Source organism: Pseudomonas sp. P5_A12 (genome assembly GCF_056400685.1).
Genome location: NZ_JBFUKU010000184.1, coordinates 1 through 11,356 on the forward strand (window position 1 = coordinate 1; position 11,356 = coordinate 11,356).

An 11,356-nucleotide genomic window follows, 5' to 3' on the forward strand; every position below is an offset into this window, starting at 1 on the left:
CTTCAGAATAGCAAAGCTCGCCCGGTGTAAAGCGCGCTTTTTAGACCGATTTGATCCTGGCAAAAAAGCCGCAGGACGCAAACATACTAACGGTACAGCCTGCTCCAAAAGGCAGGCTGTCAGCGCGGGCCGGATCAAACCAGATTGATCTCGACATCGATGTTGCCACGGGTCGCCTTGGAATACGGGCAGGTTTGATGGGCGGCATCCACGACCGCGCGGGCGACCACCGGATCAAGGCCCGGAAGGCTGACATTGAGGCGTGCCTGGAGGAAAAAAGCGTTGTCGGTCTTGCCCAGGTCGATTTCGGTATCCACGGCAACGTCGCTCGGTAGAGTCACCTTCAACGCAACCGCCGCTTTACCCATTGCACCGATAAAACAGGCCGACCAACCTGCCCCCAGTAGCTGTTCCGGATTGGTGCCACTCCCAGAGGAGCCGGGTGGGGACAGCTTGATGTCCAGACGCCCATCCGAGCTTTTTGACTGGCCGTCACGGCCGCCAGTGGTGTGGGTTTTCCCGGTGTACAGCACAGTATCGATTTGATTGATCATGGCAGGTTCCTGCTCAGGGTAGGGGGCTTCATCATTCAAGCCGCAGGGTTCTGGGAAGCCCTTGCGACGAAGCCCACTTTTGCACCCGCATGTCGTGCGTATGTGTCTTGAACCGGCCGTTGTGTAACGCTGTGTAAGAACTGCGCCGAACATACAGATCGATACAAATCTGCTGGTCGTCATTCAAACCTGCACGAGAGTTTATTCAGCAAGCAAACGAAAACCGGGAAAGCGAGTTCTTTTTCATTAAGATCAAGAACGTCTTTCCCGGTTTTCCGTGAAGCGTTTTTTATGAGTGAGGCAGGTCTGCCGTCACTTCATTAGTAGAGCCGATCAATCACCCGAACTTCGTTCTGGTTCTGCATCGATGCCCAAGCCTGTTTCAGCGTTTGCAGAACATTACCGATGAAGTCCTTGTCGGCTGCGGCTTTCTTGCCGACATAGCCCTGGCCACGACGGTACATCTTCAGTCGGGCGAGCAGGTTCTGGTTGTTCTGGTCGAACTCCGCTTCATGAGCGTGAGGCGACAGGCAGTCGATATGAACCTGGCCCGATTTGCTGATCCACAGAATGTGGCTGTCGAGGCTGTCTTTTTGCGCCGCGAACATACGAGCCAGTTCATCGATAGTAGGTTGATTGTTCAGATTCATAATATGCCCCTTGACCATTTGGTAATTTTTTTAAGTTGAGTCGCTAATACAAGTAGCCCATCGGTTAGTTGATCCCTGGCACCGAAACCAGGACGTCAGCGGTTGGCCGTCGAATTCAACGGGATCCCGCATCTGTTGCATGTAGTCGTGTTGAATAACTGCTACGCGTTAGCGTCACAACGAAGAGAAGCAGCGAATACCTGGAGGCCACTGCCGACTTTTCAGGGTCGGCCACAAGCTTCATGAGGATTGATCGCCAGCGCTTCTCGTCCTTGTACTGGACGTTCGGGCCAGGTCAGCTTCTTCAATCTGCCTTGTGGGCAGCGTGTATCCGGGAAAAACAGCTCGGCGGTCAGACGAGCTTGCTCAAACATGTTGCGGTACTCCCGATCGGGGAGATGTCTGCATCATGCAAGGGCAAATCGAAGGCGTCAACCATTATGTAGTGATTATTTTCAGACACTACATATTGTCTGACAAAACGGATTGGAATGAAAAATGGACGCCGCGACGCGCCTGTCAGGGCGACGGCGGCGGGCTTTGGAAGCGGTAGAAGGTGCAGGGATAACTGTCTACTGGCCGCTGATGCAGGGTGAATTGATCGCCTGCGAGATCAGGCATCACTTTGGCCCAGAACCGCCGTGCAGGCGGGTTCGCATCGATGTGGAAAATCTGCCATTGACCGGGGAATTGGCTCAAGAGGGTGGAAACGACAAACTTCGCGACACCTTGGCCACGGAAGCGCCGACTGACAAAAAAGTAGCCAATGTTGTACTCGGCACCCTCGAAGTGGGTGTCGTCATCCACGGTTACGAAACCGGCCAGCTCACCGTCCACCCTGATCAGAAACGGCCGGGTCGCAGGGCTACGCCAGTACTCCGGTTTGGGCTGGATACTGAAAAAACCATGTTCACCCAATTTCAGTGGCAGCCATTCGCTGAAGTCGTACACGTAGAACTGCATCAGGTTTTCGAGAGTATCGAGGTCGTCGCGCTGTGCGGCGTGCAGTTCTATCGAAGGCATTTGAGGCGCTCCAGATCGCGCAGGGCCGTCCGTGGCCCGGTCAGGATCACTCAGTGCGGCGCGAAGTCGTACTTCCCGCCTGTCTTCAATGCGGCAATGTAAGCCGGGCGCGCCTGGAAACGATCGATCCAGGCTGTTACATGAGGGTAGTTGCCCAGCTTGCCCTGGACTCTGGCGATCTCGCCAATGAAGCTCATCTGGATATCTGCGGCACTGAACTCATCACCGAGCAGATAATCGGACTGGCTCAGTGCAGTGTCGAGGTAGCCAAGGTAATTGGCCACTTCCGAATTGATGCGCGGGTGCAGCGGTGCACCGGCTTCACCCAGCCGTCCGACATACAGGTTCAACATCAGCGGCAACATGGCCGAGCCTTCGGCGAAGTGCAGCCACTGGATGTATGAATCGTAGGCGGGTGTAGAGGGATCGGGTTGCAGGCGCCCCTGGCCATGACGGCGAATCAGGTAGTCGATGATCGCCGCGGACTCGATCAGCGTCTGCGTTCCGTCTTCAATGACCGGCGATTTTCCCAGCGAATTGATCGCTTTCAGTTCCGGCGGCGCGAGATTGGTTTTCGGGTCGCGCTGATACCGTTTCAGCTCGTAAGGAATGGCCAGTTCTTCGAGCAGCCAGAGAATGCGCTGGGAGCGGGAATTGTTCAGGTGATGCACGATGATCATAAATAAGATTCCTGTAGTTACCGTCTTGAACCTCACCGGGCAATCGCGTTTTGTCAGGCAAATCCCAGACGCAGCCTCGCGTTGCTCGTCAGCTGCTACGGGGAAGGTGGTGAGTCAGAGCTGGTTGAGGGGATTTGTAGTAGCTGTCGAGTGAAACGAGGCTGCGATGTCTTTTCAGAAACAGGCGGTCGCCAAGCTTGAAGAACAATAGACCATCTTGGTTCATTTGAAGTGCCATCAAGCCTTGCTTGCCGGTTTCGCGGCGCGTTTGCTGCCCGTCGAGGGTTTGCGTTTTGCCGGTTTGCGTTTGTTTTTCCACGGGGCGGCGCCATGCCCGGCGGGGCTGGCCGGCCCGCTGATGGTCAGGCTCAGGCCGGCGCAACGGGCGACTTGTTTGCTCATCCACGCCGCCTGTTTGGTGACGAACTCTTCCAGGCTCATTTCGCCACTCTGCACCATGTCCAATGCCTGTTCCCAGATCGCGGTGGTGCCGGGGTCGGCAATCGCGCGTGGCACAGCGTCGATCAGGCTGAAGGCCGCCGGGGTGGCGGCCAATGCCTTGCCGTTTTTGATCAGATAACCACGGTCGAGCAGGCCCTGGATGATCGAGGCGCGTGTCGCCTCGGTGCCAATGCCGGTGGTGTCCTTGAGCTTCTGCTTGAGCAGCGGATCTTCCACCAGTTTAGCCACGTTCTTCATGGCCTTGATCAGGTCGCCTTCGGTGAACGGTTTGGGTGGCTGCGTCCAGAGGTCCTTGAGCTTCACGTCGGCGACTGCGCAATCGAGCCCTTCGGCCAATGCCGGCAGGGTTTGTGGCGCGGGCGCCTCACGGCCCTTGGCGGGGGCGAGGGCTTCCGGCAGGGCACGTTTCCAGCCGGGCTCGACGATCTGCTTGCCGACGGCGCGCAAGGCTTCACCGGCACAGTTGAAGTCGGCCTGGGTGCGGTCGTATTCATGATTGGGCAGGAATTGCGCCAGATAACGGGCGCGGATCAGCGTGTAGACCGCCCGCTGTTTGCCCACCAGTCGATCCAGATTCTTTGCCGCCGCCGTCGGGATGATGCCGTGGTGAGCGGTGACCTTGGCATCGTTCCAGGCCGGTGAGCGCCGTTGTGGTTCCAGGTGATCGTTCAGCGCGTTCAGGGACGGATCGGCCTGGCGCAGTGCGGCGAGAATGTCTGGGGCTTCGCTGTGCTGACTCAATGGCAGAAAACCGCAATCGCTGCGCGGGTAGGTGATGACCTTGTGGGTTTCGTAGAGCGCCTGGGCGATATCAAGGGTTTCCTGGGCGCCGAGCCCGAGCTTTTTCGAGCAGACTTCCTGCAAGGTGCCCAGATCGAAGGGTAAGGGCGCCACTTCACGCATGCGCTCGGTGCGCAGCTTGATCACCCGTGCACTCGCGGCGTTGCCAATCGCCTGCGCCGCGACTTGCGCCAGGGACTGATTCAGGCAGCGATCCTGATCGTCGCAAGCATCGGATGCCGCGCGCCACTGTGCGGTGAACGCCGTGCCTTCGTGTAACAGCTGCACGTCGATGGCCCAATAAGCCACAGGGACAAAATCGGCAATGCTGCGATCACGATCCACCACCAGCCGCAACGTCGGCGTCTGCACCCGACCCACCGGCAGCACGCCCTGGTAACCGGACTGACGCCCCAGCAGGGTAAACAACCGGCTCATATTCATCCCGATCAGCCAGTCGGCCCGGGAGCGGCCCAACGCCGAATGATAAAGGCTGAAGGTCTCGGCCCCCGGTTTGAGCGCCGCCAGTGCCTTGCGGATTGACGCATCGTCCAGCGCTGACAGCCACAACCGGCGGATCGGCCCGCGATAACGGCAGTGTTCCACCAGTTCGCGGGCGATCATCTCGCCCTCACGGTCGGCGTCGGTGGCGATTACCAGCTCATCGGCCTCGCCGAGCAAGCGTTTGACGGCTTTGTACTGACTGGCCGTGCGCGGCTTGACGGTCATCTTCCATTTTTCGGGAATGATCGGCAGGTCCGCCAGTACCCAGCGTTTGTAGCGCGCGTCGTAGGCGTCCGGCGGTGCAGTTTCAAGCAAATGGCCGATGCACCAGGTCACCGTGACGTCTGTTCCCAACCAGCAGCCATCGCCCCGACGCTTGGCGCCGAGCACGGCCGCAATGTCTTTGGCCTGGGAAGGTTTTTCACAGAGGTACAGCCGCATAACCACCATCGTTCATCAAGTTTGCAAGAGGCGCACAGAATGGCCGGTGATGAGCAATCGATCAATCTTTATCTGTATGGATGTACAGCAAAGATATTGCGTATGTTTGCTGTAATCAAATGACCCGTTCGGCTGCGAGGCCGTGGACATGACGAATTTTGGGTTATACCTGACAGATGTGGTCTCGGGTGTTGGGGCCGCTGCGCGACCCATCGCGGGCAAGTCGGATCGCCGCACCGCACGCTCCCACAGGTTTATCACCGTCATGAGGAACGTATTCCATGAAAAGCTCCGCTCCTAGTCCTGTCATTACCATCGCCGAGCAGCCGGGCTGCCTGCTGGTGAAGTTTCATGGCATTCAGGTGGCCGCGTCCGCGCGCGCACTGGTGCTGTTGGAAGCCAATTACCCACCGGTGTACTACGTGCCGCGAGAGGACATCGACGAAAAGTATTTCGCCCGCACTGACCACACCAGCTATTGCCCCTATAAGGGCGATGCCAGCTATTTCAGTTTGCAAGTCTCGGGGCATGAAGGCGCGAATGCGGTTTGGAGTTATGAAGACCCCAAGGTGTCCGTTGAGCAGATACGCGAATATGTGGCGTTCTACCCGGATCAGGTGAAGTTCGAGCTACTCGACGTCGAGGTCTGAGGGTCGTTTTCCCAAGGTTTGTGGCGAGGGGAGCCCCTCGCCACAACTTCCCGTCAGTTTTTATCGAGATCGACGTTCTTGGTCTCACGCAAACAGATCATCCCCACCACCAGGCTCACCGCGGTAATCACTACCGGGTACCAGAGCCCGTAAAAGATGTCGCCTGTGTAGACCACCAACGCAAACGACACGGTCGGCAGGAACCCGCCAAACCAGCCATTGCCGATGTGATAGGGCAGTGACATCGAGGTGTAGCGGATGCGCGTCGGGAACAGCTCGACCATCAACGCCGCCAGCGGGCCGTAGCACATGGCCGAAATGATGATCAGGATCACGATCAGCGCGACGATCATCGGTTTGTTGATTTGTTGCATGTCAGCCTTTGACGGATAGCCAGCGAGGGTCACTGCGCCACGCAGGGCTGCTTCGTCGAAGCCTTCCAGCGTCACGTCACCGACACTGACCTGCACGCCACTGCCAGCGGGTGCGGCGGCGCTGGCGTAAGGCAAGCCTTGCTTGACCAGAAAGGTTTTGACCTTGTCGCACGGGCTATCAAATTTCGCCTTGCCCACCGGGTCGAACTGGAATGTGCACGTTGCCGGGTCGGCCAACACGGTAATAGGCGCCTGGCGGCTGGCCTGGTCAATGGCCGGGTTGGCGTAATGCGCCAGGGATTTGAAGATCGGGAAGTACAGCGCGGTGGCCAGTAGCAGGCCGATCATCAGTATTGGTTTGCGCCCGACCTTGTCCGACAGCCAGCCAAAGAAGATGAAGAACGGCGCGCCGATGATCACGCTGACGATCAGCAGGCCGTTGGCCAGGGCCGGGTCCATCTTGAGGAATTGGGTGAGGAAAAACAGCACGTAAAACTGCGCGGCGTAAAAGGTCACCGCTTGCCCGGCGTTGATGCTGAACAGGGCAATCAAAACGACTTTGAGGTTTTCCCACTTGCCGAAAGAATCGCGCAGCGGTGACTTGCAGAGTTTGCCTTCGGCTTTCATTTTCACGAAGGCCGGCGATTCGTGCAGGCTCAGGCGAATCCAGGTCGAGATGCCCAGCAGAATGATCGAAAACAGAAACGGAATGCGCCAGCCCCAGACTTCGAACTGATCGCCGGTGAAGTAGCGGCAACCGAGCACCACCAGTAGCGACAGCAACAGGCCGAGGGTCGCCGTGGACTGAATCCAGCTGGTGTGGAAACCGCGTTTACCCATCGGTGCGTGTTCTGCGACATAGGTGGCAGCGCCGCCGTATTCACCGCCCAGGGCCAGGCCCTGAAGCATGCGCAGCACCACAAGGATGATCGGCGCGGCGATGCCGATGCTCGCGTAGGTTGGCAGCAAGCCGACGCAGAAGGTTGCCAGGCCCATGAGCACGATGGTCGCGAGGAAGGTGTATTTACGTCCGATCATGTCTCCCAGGCGTCCGAAGACCAGGGCGCCGAAGGGCCTCACCACGAAGCCCGCCGCGAAGGCCATCAACGCAAAAATGAACGCCGTGGTGTCGTTGACCCCGGCAAAAAACTGTTTGCTGATCACCGCCGCGAGGGCGCCATAGAGGAAAAAGTCGTACCACTCGAAGACCGTCCCGAGCGATGAGGCGAAGATGACTTTGCGGGTGTCTTGGCTGATCGCCTCGACCGGCACGGCATCCAGAGGCTGAACATGTTCTGACATTTCGGTATCCCTCTCAGTGATTGTTTTTGTTGTTCCACTGGTGTTGCGTGTTCCTGGTTGGGGTGAAGCTCAATGCCTTCGAATCAGCTGCAATCCTCCTGTGGGAGCGAGCCTGCTCGCGAATGCGGCGTGTCAATCGACGTCAATGTTGCAGATCCACCGCTTTCGCGAGCAGGCTCGCTCCCACAGGGTTGGTGGTGTTGGCGGTGGTTTCGAGTATTAGTTGCGCCGCTTTTTCAGCAATCATCAACGTCGGTGAGCAGGTATTGCCCGAGGTGATGCGCGGCATGATCGAGGCGTCAGCGATGCGCAAGCCAGGAATGCCGTGGACCCGCAACTCGGCATCCACCACCGCATCCGCGTCATTGCCCATCCGGCAGGTGCCGACCGGATGGAAAATGGTGGTGCCGATCTGTGCGGCGGCTTCGTGCAATTCTTCTTCGGTCTGCAAGCGCGCACCGGGCAAGTACTCGACCGGGTTGAAGGCGTGCAARGCTGGTGCGGCGACAATGCGACGGGTCAGGCGAATGGCGTCGGCGGCGACGCGCAAGTCCTCCGGGTGGCTCAAATAGTTGGGTTGGATCTGCGGCGCTGACAGCGGGTCGGCGGAACAAATGTCCACCCGGCCACGGCTTTGCGGCCGTAGATCGCAGACCGAGGCGGTAAAGGCGGGGAAGGGGTGCAACGGTTCGCCGAAGCGTTCCAGCGACAACGGCTGCACGTGGTATTCGAGATTGGCCGAGGTCTGTTCCGGTCCTGAGCGAGCGAAGGCCCCCAGTTGACTCGGCGCCATGGACAGCGGGCCGCTGCGGTCATACAGGTAGCGCAAGCCCATGCCCATCTTGCCCCAGACACTGCCGGCAATCTGGTTCAGCGTGCGGGCATTTTCCAGTTTGTAGATCAGCCGCAGTTGCAGATGATCCTGCAGATTGCCGCCCACCCCAGACAGCTCATGGGTCACGCCGATCCCCAGTTTTTGCAGCAGCGGGCGAGGGCCGATTCCGGAGCGCTGGAGGATGCCCGGTGAGCCGACGGAGCCGGCACACAAGACGATTTCCTTGCGCGCCTTGAAGGTTCTCGCCTGACCTTGCCAGCGTGTAATGACCGCTGAGGCGCGACCGTTGTCGAGCAACACGCGGTCGACTTCGACATCGGTCAGCACGGTGAGATTGGCGCGGTGGCGGATTGGTTTGAGAAACGCCTTGGCCGCGTTCCAGCGGCCCCCAGCCTTTTGATTGACCTGAAAGTAGCCGCAGCCTTCGTTATCGCCCTGGTTGAAATCATCGATGTTGGCGATGCCGCTTTGCTCGGCGGCGCTGCGAAAGGCGTCGAGAATCGGCCACGACAACCGCTGACGCTCGACCCGCCAGTCGCCGCTGGCACCGTGAAATTCGGAGTTGCCGGCAAAATGGTTTTCGCTCTTTTTGAACAGCGGCAACACGTCGTTCCAGCCCCAGCCCGGATTGCCGTCCGCGGCCCAGCCATCGTAGTCGCCCGCCTGGCCACGCATGTAGATCATGCCGTTGATTGAAGAACAGCCGCCGAGCACCTTGCCGCGGGGGTAACTCAGGGTACGACCTTGCAGGCCGGCTTGTGCCTGGGTCTTGAAGCACCAGTCGGTGCGCGGATTGCCGATGCAGAACAGGTAACCCACGGGGATGTGAATCCACGCGTAGTTATCGCGGCCACCGGCTTCGAGCAGCAGCACCCGGTGTTGCGGGTTGGCCGACAGTCGATTGGCCAGCAAACAACCGGCCGGCCCGGCCCCGACCACGATGTAGTCGAACTCATCTAGGGAAGTCTGCATCCCTGACCTCGTATTGTTGTTCTTGTTGTCGGTCATCCTAGTTGTTAGCTTTCGATAAAAGAATGTTAGTTTTTGCGCAACCGCTGTGCGTTTTTAAACAGCTTTGCCTCAAKGACGGATCATGTTCGACTGGAATGACCTGCGGTTTTTTCTCGAGTTGCAGCGCAGCGGGCGACTGCTCACCGCTGCCCGCCGTTTGAACACCACCCACGCCACGGTCGCCCGGCACATCGAAGCGATTGAAAAGAGCCTCGGCACGGCGCTGTTCGTCCAGCATGCTCAGGGTTATGAAATGACCCCGGCCGGCGAAGCCCTGCTCAAACACGCCGAAGCCATGGAAAACGTCGCGTTGCTGRCCCAGGAAGAAATCACCCAATCCACCGCGCCGCTGGGCAAGATTCGCGTCGGCGTGACGGAAGGACTGGGCGTCATGTTCCTCGCCAGCCGTATGAATGGCTTGTTCGATCGCTATCCGGGACTGGAAGTGGAACTGGTGGCGGTGCCGCGCTTCGTCAGCATCCTCAACCGCGAAGCCGAAATCAGCATCCACCTCGAACGCCCGGCCGCCGACATGCTGGTCACGCGCAAACTCACCGACTATCGCCTGGGGCTCTACGCCAGCCAGGCCTATCTCGACCGCTCCCCACCGTTGCACAGCCGCGAAGACCTCGGTCGGCATGCCTGGATCGGCTACGTCGACGACTTGCTGTTCAGCCAGGAACTGATGTTCCTCAACAACTTCTGTCGTAATCCTCGCGTGGTGTTCCACAGCACCAGCGTCATCGCCCAGCAACAGGCCGCGCGTTCCGGGTTGGGCATCGCCGTATTGCCGTGCTACATGGCGAATGCTGACCCGGATCTGGTGCCATTGTTGCCGGATGAAAGTATCCAGCGCAGCTACTGGATCAGCACCCGGCGCGAACTGCACAAATCGGTCAGGCTGCGGGTGGTCTGGGATTACGTGGTGGGGTTGTGTGAAGCGGAGCAGGGGTTATTGCTGGGATAGCGATTGGCGTCCAATCTATTGGAGACGACAAGGAGCGTTATCCGACACTCCGTCGCGATAGAGGGGGCTTGCAGCATGAGCGAAGAGACAAAAGTAAAAGGACCCGCGTCGTACTTCCCTTCAATTGAAAAAAAGTACGGTCAGCCCATCAGCCACTGGCTGGATTTGCTCGGAACACTAAGCGGCAAGAAGCATATGGAAATGGTGGCCTGGCTGAAGACTGAACACGGTATGGGACATGGCCATGCCAATGCTTTGGTTGGGCATTATTTAGCAGCCAACAAGAAGTGACTGAGCAGGGCGGGCAGGGCATGTTCATGCTCTCCCGATATGTATCAGATAAAACACAAAACCCTGTGGGAGCGAGCCTGCTCGCGATGGCGGTAGCACATTCAACATGGATGGTGGCTGACACACCGCTTTCGCGGGCAAGCCCGCTCCCACATAGATTTCATTTAACTGACGCAACGCGAGATTTCCTTCCCTTTTGCTGGCGATTAAACAGCAAGAATGTTGTCTGTTTAAACGAGGCATCCTGTTACCACCCAAAGGCTACAACGCCTTGCGTCATCGCCTACAGGTAAGACAGAATCCGCCGGCTTGTGCGTCCAGGTGCCCGCCAGTAACTTGATTCCTGTCACTGCTCATCAGTGATCGGGTCTGCAAGCCCGCCGGAATACCAGTCGCATAGCCCTGACAACGGACGCTTGTTTATGTCCGCTAAATGGCGGCTTTGTGCGGGAGACCTCGGTCTGCCGGGTTCCTGGTTTCCCGGTCTTGCAGACCCGCACATAGCTGCCACCCATCATCTGCAAGTGATGCGGGTAGCTCCTAATGAACAATCAGGAGTTTCACCATGATCAAACCAACACCCAACCCACCGCAAACCGATCCGGCATCGCCCTACGAATCCCTCGATTCCAAAAAATTCCACGAAGYCGCCGAACGCGCCCTCGATCACTACCTCAACCCGGCGGCCCATATCATGGCCAGCACTAACGAACCCGAACCCATGTTCCTCGCCAACCCGAAGTACGACACCGAATCCCTGCTGGCCAACGCCAGCGAATCACTGGGCTCGGCCACCACCATGCTCAGCAATTTCGCGGCGTTATTGGAGAAC

Annotated in this window: 12 protein-coding genes; 4 read left to right on the top strand and 8 right to left on the bottom strand. The window is 58.4% G+C overall.

The annotated features are described in order from the left end of the window. Positions 1–134 precede the first annotated feature (134 nt). The 6 genes from AC1DSG_RS21225 to AC1DSG_RS21250 all read right to left on the bottom strand — a co-directional run bounded on the left by AC1DSG_RS21225 (position 135) and on the right by AC1DSG_RS21250 (position 5,094). The gene (locus tag AC1DSG_RS21225; RefSeq protein WP_477792643.1) at positions 135–554 is read right to left on the bottom strand and encodes an organic hydroperoxide resistance protein; all 420 of its coding nucleotides are present in this window, start codon (positions 552–554) and stop codon (positions 135–137) included. Between the two features lie 320 nt (positions 555–874). Next, complete coding sequence (locus tag AC1DSG_RS21230) at positions 875–1,204, bottom strand: hypothetical protein (protein ID WP_477792644.1); 330 nt, start codon at positions 1,202–1,204, stop codon at positions 875–877. A 221-nt stretch (positions 1,205–1,425) separates the two neighbouring features. Next, positions 1,426–1,578: a hypothetical protein gene (locus AC1DSG_RS21235; RefSeq protein ID WP_007946257.1), complete on the bottom strand. Its 153-nt coding sequence runs from the start codon at positions 1,576–1,578 to the stop codon at positions 1,426–1,428. Positions 1,579–1,723: 145 nt separating this feature from the next. Then, on the bottom strand, positions 1,724–2,227 hold the full coding sequence (locus AC1DSG_RS21240; RefSeq protein ID WP_477792645.1) for a GNAT family N-acetyltransferase: 504 nt from the start codon (positions 2,225–2,227) through the stop codon (positions 1,724–1,726). Positions 2,228–2,277: 50 nt separating this feature from the next. Then, positions 2,278–2,907 (bottom strand): glutathione S-transferase family protein, encoded by a 630-nt coding sequence (locus AC1DSG_RS21245; RefSeq protein ID WP_477792646.1) that lies wholly within the window; start codon positions 2,905–2,907, stop codon positions 2,278–2,280. A 237-nt stretch (positions 2,908–3,144) separates the two neighbouring features. Then, positions 3,145–5,094: a DNA topoisomerase III gene (locus AC1DSG_RS21250; protein WP_477792647.1), complete on the bottom strand. Its 1,950-nt coding sequence runs from the start codon at positions 5,092–5,094 to the stop codon at positions 3,145–3,147. A 281-nt stretch (positions 5,095–5,375) separates the two neighbouring features. Between AC1DSG_RS21250 and AC1DSG_RS21255 the strand changes: the two genes are divergently transcribed. After that, positions 5,376–5,744 (top strand): DUF427 domain-containing protein, encoded by a 369-nt coding sequence (locus AC1DSG_RS21255; protein ID WP_477792648.1) that lies wholly within the window; start codon positions 5,376–5,378, stop codon positions 5,742–5,744. A gap of 53 nt (positions 5,745–5,797) precedes the next feature. Here AC1DSG_RS21255 and AC1DSG_RS21260 read toward each other — a convergent pair whose 3' ends face one another. Together AC1DSG_RS21260 and AC1DSG_RS21265 are read right to left on the bottom strand one after the other, a co-directional pair. Continuing rightward, entirely contained in the window at positions 5,798–7,420 is a 1,623-nt protein-coding gene (locus AC1DSG_RS21260; RefSeq protein WP_477792649.1) for an MFS transporter, read from the bottom strand. Positions 7,421–7,562: 142 nt separating this feature from the next. Further along, on the bottom strand, positions 7,563–9,227 hold the full coding sequence (locus AC1DSG_RS21265; RefSeq protein WP_477792650.1) for a GMC family oxidoreductase: 1,665 nt from the start codon (positions 9,225–9,227) through the stop codon (positions 7,563–7,565). Between the two features lie 121 nt (positions 9,228–9,348). Between AC1DSG_RS21265 and AC1DSG_RS21270 the strand changes: the two genes are divergently transcribed. The 3 genes from AC1DSG_RS21270 to AC1DSG_RS21280 form a co-directional block, all read left to right on the top strand. After that, the gene (locus AC1DSG_RS21270) at positions 9,349–10,233 is read left to right on the top strand and encodes a LysR family transcriptional regulator (protein ID WP_477792651.1); all 885 of its coding nucleotides are present in this window, start codon (positions 9,349–9,351) and stop codon (positions 10,231–10,233) included. 75 nt (positions 10,234–10,308) lie between these two features. Then, the gene (locus AC1DSG_RS21275) at positions 10,309–10,524 is read left to right on the top strand and encodes a DUF4287 domain-containing protein (RefSeq protein ID WP_477792652.1); all 216 of its coding nucleotides are present in this window, start codon (positions 10,309–10,311) and stop codon (positions 10,522–10,524) included. 565 nt (positions 10,525–11,089) lie between these two features. Next, the coding region (locus AC1DSG_RS21280; RefSeq protein ID WP_477792653.1) for a DUF6124 family protein at positions 11,090–11,356 on the top strand (267 nt) is incomplete at its 3' end.

Bases quoted from the DNA above. Each gene is read 5' to 3' on its own strand.
- AC1DSG_RS21225 (WP_477792643.1), bottom strand. From the start codon at position 554: ATGATCAATCAAATCGATACTGTGCTGTACACCGGGAAAACCCACACC.
- AC1DSG_RS21230 (WP_477792644.1), bottom strand. From the start codon at position 1,204: ATGAATCTGAACAATCAACCTACTATCGATGAACTGGCTCGTATGTTC.
- AC1DSG_RS21235 (WP_007946257.1), bottom strand. From the start codon at position 1,578: ATGTTTGAGCAAGCTCGTCTGACCGCCGAGCTGTTTTTCCCGGATACA.
- AC1DSG_RS21240 (WP_477792645.1), bottom strand. From the start codon at position 2,227: ATGCCTTCGATAGAACTGCACGCCGCACAGCGCGACGACCTCGATACT.
- AC1DSG_RS21245 (WP_477792646.1), bottom strand. From the start codon at position 2,907: ATGATCATCGTGCATCACCTGAACAATTCCCGCTCCCAGCGCATTCTC.
- AC1DSG_RS21250 (WP_477792647.1), bottom strand. From the start codon at position 5,094: ATGCGGCTGTACCTCTGTGAAAAACCTTCCCAGGCCAAAGACATTGCG.
- AC1DSG_RS21255 (WP_477792648.1), top strand. From the start codon at position 5,376: ATGAAAAGCTCCGCTCCTAGTCCTGTCATTACCATCGCCGAGCAGCCG.
- AC1DSG_RS21260 (WP_477792649.1), bottom strand. From the start codon at position 7,420: ATGTCAGAACATGTTCAGCCTCTGGATGCCGTGCCGGTCGAGGCGATC.
- AC1DSG_RS21275 (WP_477792652.1), top strand. From the start codon at position 10,309: ATGAGCGAAGAGACAAAAGTAAAAGGACCCGCGTCGTACTTCCCTTCA.